Source organism: Sphingomonas oryzagri, from assembly GCF_029906645.1.
Taxonomy (GTDB): Bacteria; Pseudomonadota; Alphaproteobacteria; order Sphingomonadales; family Sphingomonadaceae; genus Solisphingomonas; species Solisphingomonas oryzagri.
In genome coordinates, this window is the sequence record NZ_JARYGZ010000001.1 from 2,146,527 (window position 1) to 2,169,198 (window position 22,672).

At 66.7% G+C, this 22,672-nt stretch carries 14 protein-coding genes and 1 pseudogene; 7 read left to right on the forward strand and 8 right to left on the reverse strand.

Annotated features, from left to right (window positions below; translation table 11 throughout):
* Nucleotides 1-19: 19 nt before the first annotated feature.
* Both QGN17_RS10420 and QGN17_RS10425 read right to left on the reverse strand, forming a co-directional pair.
* The gene (locus QGN17_RS10420) at nt 20-2,971 is read right to left on the reverse strand and encodes a TonB-dependent receptor plug domain-containing protein (protein WP_281044409.1); all 2,952 of its coding nucleotides are present in this window, start codon (nt 2,969-2,971) and stop codon (nt 20-22) included.
* 35 nt (nt 2,972-3,006) lie between these two features.
* Nucleotides 3,007-6,000 carry a glycosyl hydrolase family 28-related protein gene (locus QGN17_RS10425; protein WP_281044410.1) on the reverse strand — a complete coding sequence of 998 codons (2,994 nt, stop codon included), beginning with the start codon at nt 5,998-6,000 and terminating at the stop codon, nt 3,007-3,009.
* A 284-nt stretch (nt 6,001-6,284) separates the two neighbouring features.
* Between QGN17_RS10425 and QGN17_RS10430 the strand changes: the two genes are divergently transcribed.
* Both QGN17_RS10430 and QGN17_RS10435 read left to right on the forward strand, forming a co-directional pair.
* Complete coding sequence (locus tag QGN17_RS10430) at nt 6,285-6,785, forward strand: gluconokinase (protein ID WP_281045197.1); 501 nt, start codon at nt 6,285-6,287, stop codon at nt 6,783-6,785.
* Between the two features lies 1 nt (nt 6,786).
* Nucleotides 6,787-7,665, forward strand: coding sequence for an alpha/beta hydrolase (locus QGN17_RS10435; protein WP_281044411.1), 879 nt, complete (start codon nt 6,787-6,789; stop codon nt 7,663-7,665).
* 13 nt (nt 7,666-7,678) lie between these two features.
* Here QGN17_RS10435 and QGN17_RS10440 read toward each other — a convergent pair whose 3' ends face one another.
* The 3 genes from QGN17_RS10440 to QGN17_RS10450 all read right to left on the reverse strand — a co-directional run bounded on the left by QGN17_RS10440 (nt 7,679) and on the right by QGN17_RS10450 (nt 12,831).
* Complete coding sequence (locus tag QGN17_RS10440; protein WP_281045198.1) at nt 7,679-10,675, reverse strand: glycosyl hydrolase family 28-related protein; 2,997 nt, start codon at nt 10,673-10,675, stop codon at nt 7,679-7,681.
* Between the two features lie 120 nt (nt 10,676-10,795).
* Nucleotides 10,796-11,473, reverse strand: a complete 678-nt coding sequence (locus QGN17_RS10445; protein ID WP_281044412.1) for a FadR/GntR family transcriptional regulator — start codon at nt 11,471-11,473, stop codon at nt 10,796-10,798.
* A gap of 14 nt (nt 11,474-11,487) precedes the next feature.
* Nucleotides 11,488-12,831, reverse strand: coding sequence for a GntT/GntP/DsdX family permease (locus tag QGN17_RS10450; protein ID WP_281044413.1), 1,344 nt, complete (start codon nt 12,829-12,831; stop codon nt 11,488-11,490).
* 279 nt (nt 12,832-13,110) lie between these two features.
* Between QGN17_RS10450 and QGN17_RS10455 the strand changes: the two genes are divergently transcribed.
* The gene (locus tag QGN17_RS10455) at nt 13,111-13,353 is read left to right on the forward strand and encodes a helix-turn-helix domain-containing protein (RefSeq protein ID WP_281044414.1); all 243 of its coding nucleotides are present in this window, start codon (nt 13,111-13,113) and stop codon (nt 13,351-13,353) included.
* 194 nt (nt 13,354-13,547) lie between these two features.
* On the opposite strand, the gene QGN17_RS10460 is transcribed toward QGN17_RS10455, so the two are convergent.
* Nucleotides 13,548-14,459 carry a sugar kinase gene (locus QGN17_RS10460; protein WP_281044415.1) on the reverse strand — a complete coding sequence of 304 codons (912 nt, stop codon included), beginning with the start codon at nt 14,457-14,459 and terminating at the stop codon, nt 13,548-13,550.
* A gap of 172 nt (nt 14,460-14,631) precedes the next feature.
* Between QGN17_RS10460 and manD the strand changes: the two genes are divergently transcribed.
* The 4 genes from manD to QGN17_RS10480 are packed head-to-tail and all read left to right on the forward strand — an operon-like array spanning nt 14,632 to nt 19,983.
* Nucleotides 14,632-15,843, forward strand: a complete 1,212-nt coding sequence (manD, locus tag QGN17_RS10465; RefSeq protein WP_281044416.1) for a D-mannonate dehydratase ManD — start codon at nt 14,632-14,634, stop codon at nt 15,841-15,843.
* A 5-nt stretch (nt 15,844-15,848) separates the two neighbouring features.
* Nucleotides 15,849-17,120: an MFS transporter gene (locus QGN17_RS10470; RefSeq protein ID WP_281044417.1), complete on the forward strand. Its 1,272-nt coding sequence runs from the start codon at nt 15,849-15,851 to the stop codon at nt 17,118-17,120.
* Nucleotides 17,117-18,529 (forward strand): glucuronate isomerase, encoded by a 1,413-nt coding sequence (gene uxaC / locus QGN17_RS10475; RefSeq protein ID WP_281044418.1) that lies wholly within the window; start codon nt 17,117-17,119, stop codon nt 18,527-18,529. The genes QGN17_RS10470 and uxaC overlap by 4 nt, the downstream gene beginning before the upstream one ends.
* Nucleotides 18,526-19,983, forward strand: coding sequence for a mannitol dehydrogenase family protein (locus QGN17_RS10480; RefSeq protein WP_281044419.1), 1,458 nt, complete (start codon nt 18,526-18,528; stop codon nt 19,981-19,983). Before uxaC ends, QGN17_RS10480 begins: the two co-directional genes overlap by 4 nt.
* A 6-nt stretch (nt 19,984-19,989) precedes the next feature.
* On the opposite strand, the gene QGN17_RS10485 is transcribed toward QGN17_RS10480, so the two are convergent.
* Both QGN17_RS10485 and QGN17_RS10490 read right to left on the reverse strand, forming a co-directional pair.
* Nucleotides 19,990-20,730, reverse strand: coding sequence for a FadR/GntR family transcriptional regulator (locus tag QGN17_RS10485; RefSeq protein WP_281044420.1), 741 nt, complete (start codon nt 20,728-20,730; stop codon nt 19,990-19,992).
* Nucleotides 20,731-21,436: 706 nt separating this feature from the next.
* Nucleotides 21,437-22,429, reverse strand: a pseudogene (locus QGN17_RS10490) (glycoside hydrolase family 32 protein); the annotation flags it as partial.
* Nucleotides 22,430-22,672: the final 243 nt, after the last annotated feature.

Below are 22,672 nucleotides of genomic sequence, written 5' to 3' on the forward strand. Positions count from 1 at the left end.
GCAGGCTTGGGGGGAAGGATCAGAAGTTGTAGCGGATGCCGACGCGATACATGCGGCCGAGCACATCGTAGAGCTGCGGGTTGATGTCGACGCCCGTGTTGGTCTGCGGCGAAGCAGTCGGGCTGCGGTTGAAAAGATTGTCCACCTTCATGTAGAATTGCCACATCTTTGTGACATTGTAGGACGCGCCCAGGTCGAAATAGAAGGCGCCCTTCATCTTGTTGTAGTTGATCGTCGGGTTGTTGTTCGTCGAGACCGGGCAGTCCGTCTGGCAGACGATATACTGGTTGCCGAAGGTGCCGTCGCTGAACCAGCGCTGCGTGAAGGTGACGCTGAACGTGTCGGTATCGTAGCTTTCGGTGCCGAGCAGCTTCCATTTCGGCGTGGCGCCGGTGTTGACGCCCGCCTGCTGGATCGGGATCGCGCCGGGCAGGCCGGTGTTGGTGATGTAGTTGCGCACATTCGTCGCGAGCGCGCGGATCGAGAAGCGGCCCGGCAGGCCGAGCGGCTGCGCCCACTGGTAGCTCGCCTCGATATCGAAGCCGTCCGTGAAGATCGACGCGAGGTTGAACGGCTGGATGTTGACGTAATTGCCGGTGTTGTCGGGCGAATCCAGGAAGAAGGATCCGCACAGCTGGGTCACGCCGGCGTTGCAGTAGTTGATCTGATCCTGCGCGGAGAGGCTGGAGATCGCGCCCTTGATCTTGATCCGGTAGTAATCGAACGAGAAGCTGAAGCCCGGCAGCCAGCTCGGCCGCGAGAGGGTGAAACCGGCTTCCGTGTTGCGCGCGATTTCCGGCTTCAGGTTCGGGTTGCCGACGGTGTTCTGCGAGACGTTGACCGTCTTCCCGTTGAACGGATCAAAGATGTTCGGCACGTTGACCGAGACAGGCGCCGCGAACAGTTCCGACAGGTTCGGCGCGCGAACGTCGCGTGAGGTGACGGCCCGCAGCCGCAGGCCGCTGATCGGCGTGTCCCAGGTGCCGCCAATCTTCCAGGTATAGACAGTCCCCGACGTGCTGTAGTCGGTCCAGCGGCCGGCGACGTTCAGGTTGGCCTTGCCGATCGCTCGGGAGTCGAACAGCGGCGCGTTGAGCTCGATGAAGGCTTCCTTGACGTTATAGACGCCACGGCCGTTGTGATAATTGCCGGCATACCAGTTGGCGCCCGCCGTGGAGAGCACCGGATCGGCCGGATAGGCATCGTCATAAGGACTCTCGTCGCTCACGCCGTTGCCGTAGGGATCGGCTGTGACGTGGTAGAATTCGCGGCGATATTCGCCGCCGAACGCCACCGAAAGCGGCCCGGCAGGCAGCTTCAGCGGTTCGCCGCTGAAGCTCAGGCTCGCGGCGTTCTGAGTCTGGCGGGTGTGCTGGAACGGCCCGTTCTTCGGCTGAATGTAGGCGAGTTGCGCGGCCGTCAGCGGTGCGCCACCGATGATGTTGATCGGCACGCAGCCATTGGCCCGCGCCACCGCGTTCGCGCAGACGGTCTGGCCGTCGAGGTCGATCGCCTGGATCGCCGCGTTGTAGCGCGACACCAGGGTCATATTGCTGACCTTGATGTCGGTGATGTTCTCGCCGAACTCGTAATAGGCGTCGTAATGCCAATCGCTGCCCAGCACGTTGAATCGACCGTCGGCGCCGCCTACGAAGCGATACTGGGTGCGCGTCGGCGAGACCCGGATGTTGGGCAGGATGGCGTTGCTGACGCCATATTGGAACTGGGTGATCCCGGCCGCGGCGCAATCCTGCTGGATGACGTCGGGCACGAAGGGATTGTCGCACTGGAGCGTGATGCCCGAACGCGCCATGCCCGGATTGGGCTGGTTCGAGGTGCGGACCCGCGCGACGTTCACCGTCGTGTAAATCTCGTTGTCCGGATCGAGATCGAAGCCGATCCGGCCATAGCCGTCGATGCGCTGGAGCCGGGACTGAAGCGAGGTGCCGATGCCGACATTGCCCGAAAGATCGCCGCCGGTGCAGAAGTTGGCGCAGCCGGTGACGGTGCCTGCCGCGTTCTTGGCGGGCGTGCCGTTGGAGCCGTAGACGAAATTGAACGGGTTGCCGTTCTTGTCGAAGGCGATGCCCTGCAGGGGGCCTGCGGTGATCAGGCCGTATTTGGTATATTGATAGGCCTGCGCGTGCTCGGCGTAGGTATATTGCGGCGAGCCGTCGCTGGTGACGCCGTGGTTGAGCAGCGTCGCGGTATTGTACCAGTCGCGTCCGCCCGGCGCCTCCTCGCCGAAGCCGCCGGCGGGCACGCCGTTCTCGTGATCGTATTCGCCGCTCACCTCGACATGCAGGCGCCCGTCCATGAAGGATTTGCCCGCCGCCGCCTGGAACAGATACTGGCCGTCGTCGCCATAGGTGGTGACGCCGCTCTGGGCGTTGGCCTTGAAGCCTTCGAAATGCTTGTCGGTGACGAAATTGACGACGCCGCCGACCGCGTCCGATCCGTAAGAGGCGGACGCGCCGCCCGTCACCACGTCGACCCGCTGGATCAGCAGCTGCGGGAACTGGCTGATATCCGGCACGCCGGTCACGTTGGCGCCGACCACCCGCTGGCCGTCGAGCAGCGTCAGCGTGCGGATCGTTCCGAGGCCGCGTAGCGAGAAGGAGCTCAGACCCTGCGTGCCGCTCGAGGTGCTGTTGGTGCCCGTCGTCGCGCCGGTCGATCCCTGCAGCGAGGGCAATTGCGCGATCGTCGTGAAGATGTTGGGCTGCGCGTTCTTGGCGATCGCGGCGGCGCTCAGCACCTGGGTTGGCGTCGGCGCGCTGAAGCCGCTCGACACGATGCGCGATCCGGTGACCACGATCTCGCCGGCCGCCGGCTGGGCGGGTGCCGCAGTGGCCGGGGCGGCAGGCGGCGCGTCCTGCGCCATGGCCGGCATCGCCAGAGCCAATGTCGCCAGCGCGGTACTGCCCGCCAGCCAGGTGCCGAGCCGCGAGGCGTAATGGAATCGGGTCATCAGTCTCTCCCCAAAGATCTGTTCTTGGATGTGGATCATGCGCGCACCGCGTAGAGCGCGTGGTGCGTCAGGATGAACAAGGTGCGCCTGCCCGGCCCGCCGAAGATCAGCTGGAGCGGGCGTTCGGGCACGTCGATCCGGCCCAGCGCGCGGCCCGCGGGATCGAAGACGAATACCTGCCCGTTGGCGACGTACACGTTGCCGGCCGCATCGGTCGCGACGCTCTCCCCGCCGCGATCGGCGAAGGGCTTGAGATCGGTGACGGCGCCGCCTGCGCCGACCAGCCCGGAATAGGTTTTGTCCTCCGAACCGTTGCTCAGATAGACGCGCTCGCCCACCTTCGCGGTCACGAAGCCATAGGTGTCGAGCGTGTCGGAAAAGCGCCAGCCGAGATGCGTGTCCGGCCCCTGCTGGAAAACGCGGTAGGCAGGCAGGACGATGCTGCCGTCGGGCGACACATATTCGCGCGCCTTGGGCGTACCGACATCGCGCGCGAACATCTCGGCCAGCGTCGTGAAATGGTCGGTCGCCGGATCATATTGATCCTTGAACTCGCCATTGACCCACAGATTGCCGGGCAGCGACACCGTGGCATCCGGGCGAGCCTTCACAGGTGTCGGCGCGATCAGGTCGAGGCTGCCGTCCTGCGTGCCGGGGCGGATGCTGTAGACGCTGGCCTCCGGCCCCAGCGAGGACAGCACCAGCAGGTTGCCGGAACGATCGACCGCGAGGTTCACCGGATCGACCGGATTGTCCCGCACAACGGCGAGGCCTGTCTTCTCCGTCCAGCTGTAGATGCGCTGGAAGCGGTGATCGACGAAGTAGAGCGTTCCGTCCGCCGCCACCGCCGCGCCGGAGATCGACCAGAAGCCGTCCTCCAGTTTCTCCACCTTCGCGCCCGCCGGGAATGTCGCGGGCGTCGGCGCGACGGGATCGGCCGGTACGTCGAGCACCGCGAATTCGTGCTCGCGGACCGCGAGCTTGTGCGTCACGTCGGTGATCGCATCCTCGAACGGGAACTTGCTGGCGCGCAGATAGGTGCCGCAGCCGTTCGCGTCGCAGGTGGCGTAGCCGCTCTCCGCATTCACGTGCACGTTGCGGAAACGGATGTCGGCGGAATTGTAGAGCTTCACTGCGGTCGGCGCCGGCTTGAAGTTCCGGGTGACGCGATAGGCGTGGTAGTTGGCGATCAGGATGTTGCGCGAATTGCGCACCTCCAGCGACACCGCATCGCCGCCCTCCCCCACCTCCTGCTCGGTCTGCGGGGCGAGCAATTCCCAATTCTCCACGCCGTCCAGCACGATCTCGTTGCGGACATGATGTTCGTTGGAAAACTCATAGACGTGGCCGGGCGTCTTCGTGTTGGAGACATAGAGGCCATTCTGCGCCTGCGTGTCGGGCGCCCAGATCGCGGCGAAGGTACCCCCGCCGCCGTCCGTCACCCAGAGGCCGGGATATTGCGCGTCCCAATGGTTGTTGGCGACGGGATCGCCGCCGGCCCGGCTGTAGAGATCGAGCGGCTTGCCGTCGGCGATGAAGGTGCCGCCGCCGCCCTGGATCTTCACGTCGTCGATCAGCGAGTCCGCGCCCGCCTTCCACAGCACCGGATTGACGCGCGGATTGATCCGCCCGCCGAAGATACCGATGCCGGAGAGAATATTGTGGCCGCCCTTCGGCGCCTCCACCATCGCGATGGGGCCGCCGATGCCGGCGAAGGCGGGCGTGTTGTCGGGCAGCTGGAGCTGGGTGAGGCTCGGGTGCAGGCCGATCAGCACCGTGTCCGGCTTCAGCTTCAGCGTGTCGGTGATCCGGTAGAAGCCGACCGGCAGATAGAGCACGCGGTGCGTGTCGATCGCGTGCTGGAGCGCGGCGGTATCGTCGGTGGTGCCGTCGCCCTTCACGCCGAGCGTGCGGACGTTGGTCCACTGGCCGACGTCGGGCAGCGCGCGGATCGCAGGCGCCCCCGGCTTCGGCAAGGCGGCGATGCGCGCCTGATCGATGCGGGTCCGGTAGGTACCCGGCACGCCGAGCCCGTCGAGCGTCAGACCGTATGTGAATTCCTTGACCCGATAGACTGGCCCGGCTCCCGCCACGGTCTTTCCGCTATCGCGGAACTGAGCGAAGACCGGCGTGCCGCTGGCCACCGCATTGTCGAAGCCGATCTGGGTGTAGGCGTTGCCCTCGTTGGAGATGACCACGCCCGCCTTCGATACATTCTCGAAACGGACATCCTTGCCCCACAGCCAGTCGCCATAACCCTGATCGATATCGATGCCGACGGGCACGTCGCGCATCGCGACGTTCACCAGTGTCAGCCCCGCCTCATGCTCGCGGATGGCGGCGTCGCGCTGGCCGTCGAAGGTGGAGTCGATCAGCGTGAACTGCCAGGCGGGCGACGTCTTCTCGGTGACGATGCCATAGCGGCCGCCGTGGAAATGCAGGTCCTCGCACTCGTTGCCGGCCTGATAGATGCCCGCGAAGCCCGATCCCAGGCGGAAATCCATGTGGCTGAGGAAGGCGTGTTGCGCGACGCGGAAGCGCACGCCCGCCGCCGCCGGATTGCCGGCGCCGATCTCGATGTCGACGTTGCTCATCGCCGAATAGAATGTCGCCGAATTGGCGTCCCGGATGTGCTCGTCGAACGGCACGGCGGTGGGCACCGGCTCGGGCACCTTGCCGACCTCGTACTGGTCGCCGCCCATGAAGACCACCATCGTGGCGACGCCCTTCTGGAAGCCGGGCGTGGTATCGCCCAGCACCAGCACCGGGCGGGTGCGGCCGACGCCGAACAGGCGCACGCCCTGCGGCAGGAGGATCGAGCGGCTGATCCGATAGCGGCCGGAAGGCAGGAAGACGATGCCCTCCCCCGTTTTGCCGCGCGAAGCCGCAATGGCGGACTGGATCGCGGCTGTATCGTCGGCACGGCCGTCTCCGACGCCGTGCACGGTGACAGCACGCGGATCGGTGGGCAAAGCGCTCAGGCTGGACGACGCCAGGCACGCGGAAGCAGGCAGAAACGCCGCCACCATGACCGTTAGCGCTACCCCTTCGAGCCGCATCCCTATCCCTTCGTTCGACGAAGCGGTGCTCGCATGGCCCGCTTCTTGATGTCCCACGATAGACAGGCGGTCCGGCCTCGACAGCCGCGACCATGGTCCTAATTGGGCGGATGCGATCGCCCCTCCTAAAAGGTGTCGCGATCCGCTTGCCGCCGCGCATATGCGCGCCGTGGGGCGGAAGTCGCACGTGTGAAGGGAAGCCGGTGTCGAGCGCAGTGGAGAAAGACCGGATCGCCCCGCTCGCGATTGTCGTCATGGGGGTCAGCGGCAGCGGCAAGTCCACGCTCGGGGCGCTGCTCGCCGCGCGGCTGGACGCGACGTTTCTCGAAGGCGACAGCTTCCATTCCGAGGCCAATGTCGCGAAGATGCGCGGCGGCATCCCACTGACCGACGAGGATCGCTGGCCCTGGCTGGACAGGCTGGGCGGCGCGATGGCGGAGGGCGTGGCGCGCGACGGGCTGGTGGTCGCCGCCTGCTCGGCGCTCCGGCGCGGCTATCGGGAACGGCTCGCTGCGGCGACCGGCACGCCGATCGTCTTCGTCCTGCTGGATACCGCCCAGACGGAACTTGCCCGGCGGTTGGGCAACCGGCCCGGCCATTATATGCCCGCGAGCCTGCTCGACAGCCAGCTACGCACGCTCGAGCGGCCGTCCGGCGACGAACCCGCCGTCATTTTCGATTCAAGCGAGGCGCCGGAGGCGCTGTGCGACAAGGTGCTGGAATGGCTCCCGCGCCGGATGATGGAGACACGCTGACATGACCCGATGGCTGGCGCTCGCACTCTTGCTTTCCGCCGGTGCCGCGCAGGCCGAGGCCGGGCCGGCCAGCGTTCCGCTGTGGCCGAACGGAGCACCGGGCGCCGAGGCGCATCATGGCGAGCCGGAGCAGGTGGTCGACACCTATGTCCACCATGTCAGCGATCCGTCGCTCACCGTCTTTCGGGCCGATCCGCGCCACGCCAATGGCGTCGGCATGATCGTGGTGCCGGGCGGCGGGCATCGGATGCTGGTGTGGGTGAACGAGGGCGTGATGCCCGCGCACCGGCTCAACCAGGCGGGGATCACCGCCTTCGTGCTCAAATACCGCCTCTCGCGCGAACCTGGCTCGCCTTATTCAATCGAGCGGGACGCCGCCGCCGATGCACGCCGCGCCGTCCGCTGGGTGCGCGCCCACGCGGCGGAATATGGCGTGGATCCGAATCGGATCGGCCTGATGGGCTTCTCTGCGGGCGGTGAACTCGTCTCGCTCACGGCGGACAATCCGGAACCGCCCCGGCTGGGCCACGACGACGCGATCGACGCGGTGAGCGCGCGGCCCGATTTCCAGGTGCTGATCTATCCGGGGCCGCTCGGTATCCCGGCCGCCAAGCCTGCTGGCGCACCGCCCGCCTTCCTCGCCGCCGGCACGCTGGATCAATGCTGCGCGATGCCGACGCTGACGCTCTACCAGCAGTTGCGCGCAGCCAACGTCTCGGTCGAGCTGCACCTCTTCGCCGATACCGACCACGGCTTCAACGTCGCCATGCATTCGCAGCGCCTCTCGCTCCAGCACTGGCCGGATCGCCTGATCGACTGGCTGGGCGACGGCGGCTGGCTGACCGGCGGGCAGACCCGCACGGCCAAACCCTTCGAATAAGCGCAGCGCCCCATCAGGGCCGCGCCGAATAGAGCGCGTGGTGGCATAGGATGTAAAGCGTCCGCCCGTCCGCGCCGCCGAACAGCAATTGCAGCGGGCGTTCGGGCACGTCGATGCGATCGATCGCCTTGCCGGACGGATCGTAGACGAACACCTGCCCGTTCGCGACATAGACGCGGCCGTCCGGCCCCGTCGCCACGCTCTCCCCGCCGCGGTCGGCGAAGGGCTTGAGATCGGTCACCGCGCCGCCCGCGCCGACGAGGCCGGAATAGGTCTTGTCCTCGGATTCGTTGGACAGGAACACGCGCTTGCCCTGCTCCGCCGTCACGAAGCCGTATGCGTCCAGCGTGTCGGAGAAGCGCCAGCCGATATGGTCCGCCGGTCCCTGCTGAAAGACGCGGAAGGCGGGAATGACGAGGCTGCCGTCGGGCGAGACATATTCGCGCGCCTTCGGCACCGCCATGTCGCGGGCGAACATTTCGGCAAGCGTCGTGAAATGGTCGGTCGCGGGATCGTACTGGTCCCTGAACTCGCCGTTGTTCCACAGATTGCCGGGCAGCGCGACGCGGCCGGCGGCATGTTGGGCGACCGGTGTCGGCGCGATGACGGTCAACTCCTCCTCGGACGATCCCGGCCGGAAGGCGTAGACGGTCCCCTCCCGGCCGTAGGAAGACAGCACGATCAGATTGCCGGCGCGATCCATCGCGAGATTGACCGGATCGAGCGGCGTGTCGCGTTCGGTCGTCAGCCCCCCGGCCTCGCTCCAGCCCAGGATGCGCTGCTGGCCGTGATCGACGAAATAGAGCTTGCCGTGCGCATCCACCACGCCGCCGCTCGCCGAGAAGAAGCCGTCGGCCAGCTTGCGCACCCCGATCGCCGTCGCAGGTGGAGCGGCCGGGTTCGCCGGCACGTCGAGCGCCGCGAACTCGCGCTCGCGCACCTGCAGCCCGTGGGTCACGTCCAGCACGGCATTCTCGAAGGGGAACTTGCTGGCGCGCAGATAGGTGGCGCAGCCATTCTCGTCGCAGGTGCCGAGTCCGCTCTCGGCATTCACGTGCACGTTGCGCAGCCGGATGCCGGACACGTTCTGCATCCGCACCGCCGCCAGCGCCGGCTTCACCGATCGGGTGACGCGATAGGCGTGCAGGTTGGCGATCAGGATGTCGCGGGAATCGCGGATGTCGAAGGAGACGGTATCCTGGCTCTCGCCGCTCTCCTCCTCGGTCTGGGGGGCGAGGAATTCCCAGTTCGACACCCGATTCAGCCCGAATTCGGTGCGGACGTGATGTTCGCTCGAGACTTCGTAGACATGGCCCGGCGTGCTCGTGTCGGACACGTACATGCCCGTCTGCGCATAGGTGTCCGGCGTCCAGAGGTTGGCGAAGGTGCCGCCGCCGCCGTCCGTCACCCACAGGCTCGGATACTGGCCGCCCCAGCGCTTGTGCGGATCCTTGTCGGCGCTGTGCGTGGCGTCGTAGGGATCGAAGCGGCTGCCGTCCGCCTGCGCGGTACCGTGGCCGCCCTGGAACTTCACGTCCTCCACCAGCGAGCCTGCGCCCGCCTTCCACAGCAGGGCGGTGGCGCGCATGTTGATACCGCCGGTAAACAGGCCGATTCCGGTGACGATATTGTCGCCGCCCTTCGGCGTCTCGATGAGCGCGCGCGGTGCGCCGACGCCCTGGAAGCCGGGCGTCCCGTCCGGCAGCACGATCTGGGTGAGATCGGGGTGGAGGCCGATCAGCACGCTATCCGGTTTCAGCGTCAGCGTGTCGGTGACGATGTAGCGGCCGGCGGGGAAATAGAGCACGCGATGCGTGTCGATCGCGTGGCGGAGCGCGGCGGTGTCGTCGGTGGTGCCATCGCCTTTCACGCCGAGCGTGCGGACGTCGGTCCATTGCGCGGCATCGGGAAGCGCGCGGATCGCGGGCGGCGCCGGCTTGGGCAGCGCCGCGATCCGTGTCTGGTCGATCCGGGTCTGGTAGGTGCCGGGCACGCCCAAGCCGTCCAGCGTCAGGCCATAGGTGAACGCTGCCATGCGATAGACCGGCCCGGCCCCCGCTATCGCCTTCCCGCTGTCGCGGAACCGGGCGAAGATCGGCGTGCCGCTGGCGACGGCATTGTCGAAGCCGATCTGGGTGTAGGCGTTGCCCTCGTTGGAGACGATCACGCCCGCCTTCGACACATTCTCGAAGCGGACGTCCTTGCCCCATAGCCAGTCGCCATAGCCTTCGTCGATGTCGATGCCGACAGGCACGTCACGCATCGCAACATTGACCAGGGTCAGGCTCGCCTCATGTTCGCGGATCGCGGCGTCGCGCTGGCCGTCGAAGGTGGAATCGAGCAGCGAGAATTGCCAGGCGGGCGACGGCTTCTCGGTCAGGATACCGTAGCGCCCGCCGTGAAAATGCAGATCCTGCCCCATGTTCGCCGTCTGGTAGATGCCGGCGAGGCCCGATCCGATGCGGAAATCTATATGCCGCAGATAGGCATGCTGCGCGGCATGGAAGCGCACGCCCACCGCAGCCGGATTGCCCGCGCCGATCTCGAAATCCACGTTGGCCATCGCCGAATAGAAGGTGCCGGGATTGGCATCGGCGATATCCGGGTTGAACGGCACCGCGTCGGGCGGCGGGAACGGCACCTTGCCATGCTCGCCGGCATGGCCGCCGCCGGGGCCGCGCCCCGCGAAGATCAGCATCGTCGCGACGCCCGTCTGGAAGCCCGGCGTCGCGTCGCCCAGCACCAGCACGGGCCGCGTCCCGCCCGTGCCGAACAGCCGCACGCCCGGCCACAGGAAGAGCGAGCGCGTGATCCGGTATCGGCCGGAGGGCAGGAAGACGATCCCCTCGCCCTTCGCTCCGGCTCGGTCGATCGCCTGCTGGATCGCGGCGGTGTCGTCCGCCCGCCCGTCGCCCACCGCGCGGACGGTGACGGCGCGCGGATCGTCGGGGGCGCGGCTCAGCATCGAGGAGGCAGGCACTGCCGCCATACTCGCGGTCGACAGCGCCATCGCCAGTAGGCTCGAACCGATCACCCAGACATGCCGCGTCACGCAGACTCTCCCTTGTCGTTGCCCCGGCGATACCGCGTCGCGCCGCGACCGACAGGCGCGACCATAGTCCCGGTCGGCTCAGGGCATCAGCCGCTTGCGGCCCTGCGAGAGGTGCCAGCGCATCGCCAGCGCAGCGGCGTCCCCGTCCTGCGCGCGGATCGCATCAACGATCGTCTCATGCTCCTCGATCATCGCGTTGATCGCCTCGGGCGGGCGCGAGCGCGAGATGTCGACACCGGCGCGCAGGATGCGGTCGATCTCCTCGTGCAGGTGATCGAAGCTCGAAAGGAACACCGGATTGGCCGTCGCCGCGAAGATCGCGCGGTGGAGGTCCATGTCCTCGACATTGGCCGGGCCGCTCGCGCGCAAGGCAGTGCTGAGCGATTCCATTGCCCGTTCGATCGCCGCCATCTGTTCGCCGGTCCGGCGGATCGCCGCCAGCCGGGCCGCTTCCGCCTCCAGCACGAAGCGCACTTCGTAGCTGCCGATCGCGGCGGCGATCTCCTGCATCGGCATGTGCGAACCCAGGCGGACGGACGGCCGCCGCTTCACGAAGGATCCGGCGCCCCGCCTCGCCTCCGTAATCCCATCGGACGCCAGCCGCACCAGCGCCTCGCGGACGATCGTGCGCGACATCCCGAACATGTCCGCCAGTTTGGTCTCAGACGGCAGGCGATCGCCGATCCGGATATCCTCGACGTTGATCAGCTCGACGATGCCGGCATAGGCGCGGTCAGCCAGCCTTTCTTCCTGCATCCCACCTCCCCCATTCATGTCAGCGCGCTTCCTGCAAGGATGAGGAGCAATGCGACAACCGAGACGATGCTCTCCAGCACCGACCAAGTCTTGAACGTGTCCTGCGTACTGGTTCCGAGATAGCTGCGCACCAGCCAAAAACCGGGATCGTTGACGTGGGAGAAGAAGACCGATCCCGCGCCGATCGCCAGCACCGCCCATTCCGGGGATGTGCCGGTGGCCGCGACGACACCCGGCATGATGCCCGCTGCCGTGATGGTGGCGACGGTGGCGGATCCGGTCGCGAGACGGATGCACACCGCCACCGCCCATGCCATGGGGATCGCCGGGATCGCTCCATGCGCGGCGACGTGCGCCAGGAAATCGGCGAGTCCGGCGGAGACCAGCACCTGCTTCAGCGCGCCGCCCGCACCGATGGCGAGGACGATCGCCCCCGCAGGCCGCATGGCATCCGACCACAAGGCCGCCTGCACGCCCGCCTCCCCCATCCGTCGCCCGAACAGCAAAGGCATGGCGACGAGATTGGCGATCACCAAGGCGAGCACCGGATTGCTCAGCGCATCCATCCAGGCGAGATGCGGCGCAATACCGGCCGGGGCGGCGGTCGCGATCTGCCCGGCGGAGATCAGCAGCACGGGCAGCAGCACGCTCGCAAGCGCACGCATCACGCCGGGCGCCGCGACCAGCGGTTCGGCCGGCTCGATCACCGGTGCGGACGGCGATATGCGGCGCGCGATCCATCCGCCGAAGATCGGCCCCGCGACGATGGCGGTCGGCACGCCCACCGCGATGCCGTAGAGCAGGGTCCGCACAAGGCTGGCGTGAAGCGCGTCGATCGCGATCAGCGGACCGGGATGCGGCGGGACCAATGCGTGAAGCGTGGTCAGTCCGGCGAGCGCGGGCAGCATCAGCCGCAAGCGAACGCGCGGCTCGTCGCCGGATCGCGCCATCGTCGCGGCGGCTGCCGCCGCGATCGGCAGCAGCAGGACGACGCCGGTCTCGAAGAAGAGCGGCAGGCCGATCAGCAGCGCGACCGCCATGCTCATCCAGGGCGCGGCCACGGGCCGGCAGCGCCGCAATGCCGAGCGGGCGAGCGTGCCGGCCCCGTCGGAAAGCTGCAACATCGATCCCAGCGACAGACCAAGCGCGACGACGAGGCCGGTGCCGCCGAGCACGTCGCCCGCTCCCTTCTGGATCGCCTTGGCCGCGTCGGCCATCGGCATCCCGTCCAGCAGGCCGACGAGAAACGCGCCGCACAGCAGCGCGAGGAACGGATGGAAGCGGCCCCTTACAATGAGACCGATGGCCGCAATGATCCCGACAAGCGCGGACAGGACGAGGCGGAGATCCTCGCTCATCGCGTGACCCGCGTTACGCAAGCGCCGTTCGATCGCAGTCTTGCAGGATTGCCTGTCACCCCATCCTCCCTTCGCGCCGGGCGGTGTGCCGCCTGTGTCACGCAAAAGCTGTATAACAGATCACACGACTAAACAGCCATAAAACGCATATTGACAGCAAATTTCGCACGAAATACTAGAAATCTGTCCAACCGATTCCAGCTTCGCGCAGAGTGGAACGGGTTTGCGGACGGCCGATCGGCTCGTGGTGTCCAGCCGGTTGCGAAAGGGAGAGACACGATGAGCAATCCGATCGGCGCCGTTGATGCGACGGCCCATGGCGATACCCAGATCCGGCTGACCCCCACGCAGCTCAAGGTGATGCGCGGCGTCAGGATGGGCCAGTTGAACAAGCAGATCGCCTTCGATCTCGGCATCGCCGAAAAAACGGTGAAGGCCCATATGACGGCGTTGATGCGCAAGCTGAACGTCCACAATCGGACGCAGGTGGCCGTCGCCGCACAATCGCTTCTGCTGTCCTGACGACCCCTCCTCCGCTGTAGGAGGCATTTCGCGTGTAATCTCGAGCCGATTCTCGATACCCGCCCGGATTTTTCCGGCGTTGCGCCGCCTTGCGGCACTTCAGATCGCGAACAGGTTGCTCAACCATTTTCTTGAATGACGCACGCACTCCAGGCGCCGATCGCAACTCGTCGCCAGCCTGAAGGTGCGGGCCGTCAGTCACCTGCCTCGGCATGGAGGAGACCCAGCGCACCGGCGTGCATGATGGCAGCGGCAGCAAGGGCGTTTCCGGCCCTTCCCGCCTCTTCCGGCGCACGGCCATGGAGGCGGGCCGCGAGATAGGCCGCATTGAAACTATCCCCTGCGCCCGTCGTGTCGACCGGCAAGACCTCCCGATCCGGGCGGATGGAGACCTCCGGCGAATCGCCGCCGATCACGCATCCGTCCCGCCCGACCTTCACCACGACTTCCCGCACACCCAGTGCTTTCCAGCGCTCGATCGTGGCGTGAGGATCGCCGTCCCCATGCAGCAGGCGTTCGTCATCGAACGTCGGCAAGGCGATGTCGATCTCTGAGGCGAAATCCGCCATCGCGTCCCGCGCCTCCGCCTCGTCGCTCCAGCCCTTTGGCCGGAAATTGGGATCGAACGCGACCCGCCCGCCCCGTCGGCGCACATCCTGCGCCAGCCCTCTCAGCCGACTGCGCCCCTCTGCGCCGAAGAGCGAAAGGGTGATGCCCGACAGGTACAGGAGATCGGTCTGCACCGCTGCCTCGAATAGCTGTTCCACGGCCGGATGATGCAGAAGCGACCGGGCAGCGGCCTCCTTGCGCCAGTAGAAGAAACTGCGCTCGCCCGCCTCGTCCGTCTGGATCGCGTACAGTCCCGGCAATGCCGTCGGATCCCGCAGGATCAATCCGCAATCGACGCCGTGGCCGGCAATCCGCCGCAGCATGTCGGTGCTGAACGGGTCCTCTCCCAGCATCGTGAGATAGGCCGTCGAAAGCCCGAGCCGAGCGCAGAATGCGGCCGTGTTGAAGGTATCGCCGCCCAGACCAAGCTGCCAGGCGCCGCCGTCCGGCCGAAGCTCCAGCATCACCTCGCCAATCGCGATCATCCGACGCTTCATCTCAAACTCCCTGCCATCGGCACTGCACCCACGTATTGGCATGACATCTTTTGCATGACACCTGAAAATTGGTAAGATAGGAGAAGGGCGTGCCGTCCGTGCTTCTGATCTGCAGCCTCTCGGCACCGGGCATACTCCCCTCGCCCGCATTCGCCTTGTTGGAGCTTCGTATATGCCCATAATCACGTCGGCCAAGGTCATCGTCACCAGCCCCGGCCGAAATTTCGTCACGCTCAAGATCGAGACCGACGAGGGCATTTACGGGCTGGGCGACGCCACGCTCAACGGGCGCGAGCTGGCGGTGGCGAGTTACCTCACCGATCACGTCACCCCCTGCCTGATCGGCCGCGACGCGCACCGCATCGAGGATATCTGGCAGTTCCTCTACAAGGGTGCCTACTGGCGGCGCGGCCCGGTGACGATGAGCGCGATCGCCGCCGTCGACACCGCGCTCTGGGACATCAAGGGCAAGGTGGCCGGCCTGCCGGTCTACCAGCTGCTCGGTGGCGCTGCGCGCGAGGGCGTGATGGTCTACGGCCACGCCAACGGCGCGACGATCGAGGAGACGATCGAGGCGGCGCTGATATACCAGTCGGAGGGGTACAAGGCGATCCGCATCCAGTCCGGCGTGCCGGGCCTCGCCTCCACCTACGGCGTCTCCAAGGACCGCTATTTCTACGAGCCGGCCGACGCCGACCTGCCGACCGAGAATGTCTGGTCGACCGAGAAATATCTCCGCTCCGTGCCGCCGCTGTTCGAGAAGGCGCGCGAGGCGCTGGGCTGGGACGTGCATCTGCTCCACGACGCGCACCATCGCCTGACCCCGATTGAGGCGGCGCGGCTGGGCAAGGATCTCGAGCCCTTCCGCCCCTTCTGGCTGGAGGATGCGGTGCCGGCCGAGAACCAGGCCAATTTCCGCCTGATCCGCCAGCATACCACCACGCCGCTTGCCGTCGGCGAGATCTTCAGCTCGGTGTGGGACTGCAAGCAGCTGATCGAGGAGCAACTGATCGATTATATCCGCGCGACCGTGGTCCATGCCGGCGGCATCACCCACCTGCGCCGGATCGCGAGCTTCGCCGACATGCACAATGTCCGCACCGGCTGCCATGGCGCGACCGATCTCTCGCCGGTCTGCATGGCAGCGGCGCTGCATTTCGATCTGTCGGTGCCCAATTTCGGCGTGCAGGAATATATGCGCCACACGCCCGAGACGGACGCGGCCTTCCCGCATGCCTACACGTTCGATCGCGGCATGATGCACCCCGGCGACAAGCCCGGCCTCGGCGTCGAGATCGACGAGGATCTGGCCGCGAAATACGAATATAAGCGCGCCTTCCTGCCGGTGAACCGCCTGGAAGACGGGACGATGTTCAACTGGTGACGCCGGTGGACGCCTCCCAGAAACCCGCCGGACGCATCCGCTGGATCGTCTGCGGGCTGCTCTTCGCCGCCGTCGTGCTGAGCTATGTCGACCGGCTGGTGCTGCCGGTGCTGAAGCCCACGCTGCAGGCGCGCTACGGCTGGAGCGAGACGGGCTATGCCGATCTCGCCATCTGGTTCCAGGGTGCCTACGGCATCGCCTATGTGCTGTTCGGGCGGCTGGTCGATCGCGTGGGAGCGCGGATCGGCTATGCGATCTCGGTGACGTTGTGGACCATCGGCCATGTCGCCCACGCGCTCTTCACCTCGACCACCGGCATGCTGATCGCGCGGGTGCCGCTGGCGATCGGCGAGGCGGGCGCCTTCCCGGCGGCGCTGGCCGCGATCGGGGAGTGGTTCCCCCGGCGCGAGCGGGCGCTGGCGATCGGCATCTTCAACGCCGGATCGAATGTCGGCGCGATCGTGACGCCGCTGATCGTTCCGGTGATCGCGGTCGCCTTCGGCTGGCGCATGGCCTTCGTCGCCACCGGTGCGCTGACCTTGATCTGGCTGGCGGCGTGGCTGGCCTTCTACCGATCGCCCCGCCGCAACCCGCGCGTCAGCCCTGAGGAACTCGCCTGGATCGAGAGCGAGCCGGCCGAGGCGCAGCGCCCGGTGCCGTGGCGCACCCTGCTCGGCTTGCGCCAGACCTGGGCCTATATGGCGGGCCGCTTCCTGATCGATCCGGTGTGGTGGACCTTCCTGTTCTGGCTGCCCGATTTCTTCAACCGGCAATACGGCATCAAGATGCTCGATTTCGGACCGCCGCTGGTCGCCGTCTATGTGCTGGCGGATGTCGGCTCGGTAGCAGGCGGCTGGCTCTCTTCGCGCTGGCTCGGCCGGGGCTGGAGCACCAACCGTGCGCGCAAGACGGCGATGGGCGTCTGCGCCATGTTCGCGCTGCCGATCGCCTTCGCCACCCACGCGCCGGGCATGTGGTGGGCGGTGCTGCTGATCGGCCTCGCTTGCGCCTGCCATCAGGGCTTTTCCGCCAACGTGTTCGCCTTGCCGGGCGATCTCTTCCCGCGCGGCCAGTCCGGATCGGTGATCGGCCTCGGCGGGCTGGCCGGCGCGCTCGGCGGCATGCTGATGGCGAAGTTCGCCGGCGCGATCCTCGCCACGCTCGGCAGCTATCAGCCGATCTTCGTGGTTGCCGCCCTCGCCTATGTCGTCGCATTGGGCGTGATCCACCTGCTGGTGCCGCGCTACACGCCCGTCGATCCGGAGCAGCTCGCATGACCCCGTTGACCCTGCATCCGGACCGGCTCTTCCCCGCCGACCCGGCCACCCGTGCCATCGCCCGATCGATCTACGAGGGCATCAGGGGCCTGCCGATCGTCAGCCCGCACGGCCATACCGATCCGGTCTGGTTCGTCACCAACGCCCCCTTCACCAACCCGACCGAGCTGCTGATCGTCCCCGATCATTACGTGCTGCGGATGCTCTCCAGCCAGGGCATCCCGCTTTCGGCGCTGGGCGTGCCCACCCGCGACGGCACCCCGCACGAAACCGATCCGCGCGCCGCGTGGCGGTTGTTCGCGCGGCACTACCACCTGTTCCGGGGTACGCCCTCGCGGCTGTGGCTGGACTGGGTGTTCGCCGAGGTGTTTGGGCTTTCCGTGCGGCTGGGGGAGGCCAGCGCCGATCTCTACTACGACACGATCGACGCCGCGCTGAAGACCGATGCCTTCCGCCCCCGCGCGCTCTACGAACGGTTTGGGATCGAACTGATCGCCACCACCGAAAGCCCGCTCGATCCGCTCGACCATCATCGCGCGATCCGCGAGAGCGGGTGGAGCGGCAAGGTCGTCACCGCCTACCGCCCCGATCCGGTGATAGATCCGGAAGCACCCGGCTTCGCCGACAATCTCCGCCGCTTCGGCGAGGTTTCGGGCGAGGACATCGCCACCTTCGACGGCTATCTGCGTGCCCACCGCATACGCCGCGCGCATTTCCGCCAGGCGGGCGCGACCTCGACCGACCACGGCCACCCCTCCGCCTTCACCGCGAACCTGCCCGCCGCCGAAATCGAGGCGCTTTACGCCAAGCTGCTGGGCGGCGCCGTCACCCCGGCGGAGGCCGAGCTGTTCCGCGGCCACATGCTCACCGAGATGGCGCGCATGTCGATCGAGGACGGGATGGTGATGCAGCTTCACCCCGGCGCGTATCGCAACCACGATCCCGCGCTGCTCGCCCGCTACGGGCGGGACAAGGGCGCCGACATCCCTCTCGCCGGGGAATTCGTGCGCGGGCTGAAGCCGCTGCTCGACGCACACGGCCGCGATCCGCGCCTGACGCTGATCCTCTTCACGCTCGACGAGGACGTCTACGCGCGCGAGTTGGCGCCGCTGGCGGGCCATTATGCCGCACTCCGGCTCGGCCCGCCCTGGTGGTTCCACGACAGCCCGGAAGGCATGCGCCGTTTCCGCGAGCGGGTCACCGAGACGGCGGGTTTCTACAACACCGTCGGCTTCAATGACGACACACGCGCCTTCCTCTCGATCCCCGCGCGGCACGACGTCGCGCGACGGATGGACAGCGCCTTCCTCGCCCGCCGGGTCGCCGAGCATCAGCTGGACGAGGCCGAGGCGCACGCGATCGCGCGCGCTCTCACCTACGATCTGGTGAAGCAGGCCTACCGGCTGTGAGGCGCCTCTCCGCCGCCGTGCTGGCCGATCTGCCGGAGGATGTCCGCCGCCCCTCCTACGATCGGGGAGCGATACGCACCGGCGTGATCCATCTCGGCATCGGCGCCTTCCACCGCGCGCATCAGGCAGTGTTGTTCGAAGCCGCGCTGGAGGCCGGGGACATGCGCTGGGGCGTGTGCGGCGTGTCGCTGCGCTCGGCCGCCGTGCGCGACCAGCTAGAGCCGCAGGACGGCCTCTACAGCCTCGTCGAGCGCGATGCCGCGGGCGAGCGGGTGCGGATCATCGGCGCGGTGCGGAATGTATTGGTCGCGCCGGAGAATCCCGAAGCGGTGATCGCGGCGCTGGCCTCGCCCGACGTCCATCTCGTGACGCTGACGATCACGGAGAAAGGCTACAGGCTCAACGGCGGGTCGCTCGATTTCTCCGATCCCGAGATCGTTCACGACCTTGCCGAGCCGGCCGCCCCCAAAAGCGCGGTTGGCTTCCTTGTCGCAGGTCTCGCGAGGCGACGTGCCGGGGGTCTTCCGCCCTTCACCGTACTGAGCTGCGACAATCTTCCCCACAATGGCCGCCTGCTGCGCGATGCGGTGCTGGACTTCGCCGGGCGTATCGACAGCGCTCTCGCCCGCTGGATCGCGGCCGAGGGCGCCTTCCCGCAGACCATGGTCGATCGCATCGTCCCCGCCGCCACCGACGCGGACGTCGCCGCGCTCGCCATTCGTATCGGTTGCGAGGACCGGGCTATGGTGAAGACCGAACCCTTCTTCCAATGGGTGATCGAGGATCGCTTCTGCAGCCCCCGCCCGGACTTCGCCGCGTTGGGTGCCCGGCTTACGACAGCCATCGCGCCATGGGAGGAAGCAAAGCTAAGACTGCTCAACGGCGCTCATTCCGCGATCGCCTATGCGGGCGGGCTGATCGGCATCGAGCATGTTCACGAGTTCGTGGCGCTTGAACAGGGGCGCCGCTTCGTCGAAAGCCTGTGGGACGAAAGCGTGACCACATTGTCTCCGCCACCGGGGCTGGACCTCGATCGCTACCGTGCCGCGTTGATGGCGCGCTTCGCAAATCCGGCGCTGCGTCACCGCACCGCCCAGATCGCAATGGACGGCACGCAGAAGCTCCCTCAACGGATCATCGCCCCGCTGGTCTCGAGGCTGGAGCGGGGCGATGCCTCCCCTATGCTGACGATGGTGCTGGCGGCCTGGATGCGCTGGGTCGGCGAGCGCGTGGCCCATGGTGGCGAGACGGTGCTGGCAGATCCATTGGCAAAGCGACTGGCGGTAATCCAGATGGCACAGAGCGCGCAGGCGCGGGTCGATGCGACCCTCGCGCTCGATATGATGTTTCCGGCATCGCTGGTGCCGATGCTGCGCCCCGTATTGACGACCGCCTATAGCGAGCTGATGGACGGCCGCGTGCGCGATATGCTGTTCGCGGCGGACAAGCGCTAGAGCCGCTTACACGGCCCGGCGCGCCAGAGCCTTCCGGCGCTGCGACACCTCGGCCCTTGCCCGTTCCACGGCCTCGGTCTCGGTGACAGTCAGCAGATGATCGATCACGCGGTTGAGATGATCTCGCATGGCAATGCGCGCCGCATCCGGCGCTCGCGCTTCGAGCGCTGCGAGGATATGGCCATGTTCAGCCAGCCGCTCATCCACGCCCAGGCTGCCGGCCTTCATCAGCGTTTCCCGCGCCAGCGGGGAGCGGTGCCGCATGTCCCAGAATTCGGTCACCGTGCCGGCGATGACGGAATTGCCGGTCGATTCGGCGATCAGGATGTGAAAGCGGCGGTCCGCCGCCTCGGCAGCGGCCTCGTCGGTCTGGTCCATCTGGGCCAGCAACGCGCGAAGCTCCGCTATCTGCTCGTCGCTGATCTCCATGGCAGCGACGGCTGCGACTTCACCTTCCAGCAGACGCCGTGCCTCGATGATCTCGAAGGCCCCGATATCGAGTTCGTCGGCCTGCTTGGCGGTGTTGGTGGCCAGAACGAACACCCCCGCGCCCTTGCGCGCCTCGACCAGCCCCTGCAGTTCCAGCGCGATCATCGCTTCCCTTATGGTGGGACGACTCACGCCAAAGCGCTCGGTGAGATCCCGTTCGGCAGGAAGCCGGCTGCCGATGCGATAGCAGCCTGCGGCAATGTCTCCGGCAATCGCGTCGTAAACACGCCGATAGAGCTTGCCACCCTTGTCTGACATCAATGCGCCCGCCCGTTAGACCAATCTGGCGAATATATGGCGGCGAAGCGGACTTGAATATAGGCCATTTTCGTTCGCACCAAAGCACGTCCCCACGGCTCCGGTCGGCCGGCAAAGGCAGATCGGACGGTAAAGGGCGGCGCGCAGGCCCAAGCCACCCAATCCGCTTCGTCGAAAAAGCCGGGGCCACGGGATGCGTGCGACGGACGCATCAGGCCACGGCCGTCGATATGTCCCATGTCCGCATCGTCATGTGGTTGCCCGCCGCGCCATGCGTCCGGATCGCCGGCGCGCGTTGTGGCCCCTGATAGTAGAAACGGCGCGTCCACATGGCCCGACCATCGAGCGACAGTTCGACGATGGATCCATCGATGAAGACCCGTATCGCCCAGTCTCCGGCGCCGGGAACAACCGCCAGCGGCCTGCCATCGATCCAGAGCAGTTCGGGCCGGTCCTTGAACCAGGCGATCGAGATGATCGCAGGGCTTCCGTCACGATCGGCAATCTCTATCCCGAAATCGGCTCGGGCCTCCCGCACGTCGATCTGGATTTCGGCGGCACCGCTCGCCAGTGACAGCCGCTCCGGAAGGACGGGGCCAAAAACACGCTGGCGGCTGCGCAGCGTCGACAATGCGGGCAGGTAAGACTGGATAAGACGCCCGTCGCTGTCCATCGTCAGTCGCCGCGGCAGCGACATCGCCCCGGCCCACCCGGCTGCGCGATTCTCCGCATCAGAACGGGTTTCCGGCACCCAGCCCCAGAGGATCCGGTTGCCATCCGCATCGAGCTGCGTCTTCGGCGCATAAAAATCGCCATAATCCAGAATGCCCGACCGTTCTGGGTGAAAGGTCAGGCTCTGCTCGTCGAAGTGGCCGCTTTGCCAGAATGCTTTTCGGGCTGTCGAAAAAATGAGGACATGGCGATCGCCCAGCGGAAAGAATTCGGGACACTCCCAAACCTCCCAGGGGTCCAGCGCAGCATCCTCCGCCCGCTCGGCAAACAGCTTCACGAACTCCCAGTTTAGAAGGTCGTCCGACCGGTAGAGCAATATCGCGCCGCCCAGTCCGGGCCGGCCGCTGCCCAGCACGGCCAGCCAGCCACCCCGGTACCGCCAGGGCGAGGGATCGCGGAACCCGTTCACCAGCATTCCTTCCGGCGGGGACGCCAGCACGGGGGATTGTCGCTTGTCCCAGACATCCAGGCTGTCGTCGCGCGCCGTTGCCAGACACTGCGTTTCGCGCAGGGGCCAAGGCTTGGCATCCTTGATCGTGGCCTTGTCCAGCGGGGCGCGATGGACGGCGGTATACATCATCGATACCCTGCCATCGGTCACCACGGCGGTGCCCGAAAAGACACCGTCCTGATCCGGCCCGCCCGGCGTTGGCGCGAGGGCGACGGGCCGGTGGCTCCAGTGCACCATGTCGCTGCTGACGGCGTGCCCCCAATGCGGCGCGCCCCAGACCGGAGCTTCCGGATTATACTGGTAAAACAGGTGGTAGCATCCCTTCCAGAAGATCGGCCCATTGGGATCGTTCATCCAGTTGGCGCGCGGATGAAAATGGTAGCACGGACGAAGCGGGTCACGCTGCAACCTGTCGCCGTTGCCGGACGCAGCCCGATCCGAAGCCATTGCCGGCACGGCACCCAGCGGTAGCGCCACGGCTGCCTGCAGGAACAAGCGACGGTTGGTGTCAGTCATGTCGGGCACGGAACACATCTCCGTCGATGAGGGAAGTCGGACTTTCCCGGCTCGGTCGCCCCAGAAGATGGGCCGGTCGAAAACGGGCAATTGGGTCGTACCAGCGGCACGGTCGGCGATGAAAGCCACGGGATTGGATCATCGGTACCTCCCCCATCGCGGATCCCACCTCGTTGCCGACCCCACTTATATGACCAATATGAAAAATGTTGTCGACTAAATGTGGATGACCAGTTATGCGCC

What these genes read in the sequence shown, in the direction of transcription:
- QGN17_RS10420 (WP_281044409.1), bottom strand. Translation starts at nt 2,971, where the DNA reads ATGACCCGATTCCATTACGCCTCGCGGCTCGGCACCTGGCTGGCGGGC.
- QGN17_RS10425 (WP_281044410.1), bottom strand. Translation starts at nt 6,000, where the DNA reads ATGGTGGCGGCGTTTCTGCCTGCTTCCGCGTGCCTGGCGTCGTCCAGC.
- QGN17_RS10430 (WP_281045197.1), top strand. Translation starts at nt 6,285, where the DNA reads ATGGGGGTCAGCGGCAGCGGCAAGTCCACGCTCGGGGCGCTGCTCGCC.
- QGN17_RS10435 (WP_281044411.1), top strand. Translation starts at nt 6,787, where the DNA reads ATGACCCGATGGCTGGCGCTCGCACTCTTGCTTTCCGCCGGTGCCGCG.
- QGN17_RS10440 (WP_281045198.1), bottom strand. Translation starts at nt 10,675, where the DNA reads ATGGCGCTGTCGACCGCGAGTATGGCGGCAGTGCCTGCCTCCTCGATG.
- QGN17_RS10445 (WP_281044412.1), bottom strand. Translation starts at nt 11,473, where the DNA reads ATGCAGGAAGAAAGGCTGGCTGACCGCGCCTATGCCGGCATCGTCGAG.
- QGN17_RS10450 (WP_281044413.1), bottom strand. Translation starts at nt 12,831, where the DNA reads ATGAGCGAGGATCTCCGCCTCGTCCTGTCCGCGCTTGTCGGGATCATT.
- QGN17_RS10455 (WP_281044414.1), top strand. Translation starts at nt 13,111, where the DNA reads ATGAGCAATCCGATCGGCGCCGTTGATGCGACGGCCCATGGCGATACC.
- QGN17_RS10460 (WP_281044415.1), bottom strand. Translation starts at nt 14,459, where the DNA reads ATGAAGCGTCGGATGATCGCGATTGGCGAGGTGATGCTGGAGCTTCGG.
- manD (WP_281044416.1), top strand. Translation starts at nt 14,632, where the DNA reads ATGCCCATAATCACGTCGGCCAAGGTCATCGTCACCAGCCCCGGCCGA.
- uxaC (WP_281044418.1), top strand. Translation starts at nt 17,117, where the DNA reads ATGACCCCGTTGACCCTGCATCCGGACCGGCTCTTCCCCGCCGACCCG.
- QGN17_RS10485 (WP_281044420.1), bottom strand. Translation starts at nt 20,730, where the DNA reads ATGTCAGACAAGGGTGGCAAGCTCTATCGGCGTGTTTACGACGCGATT.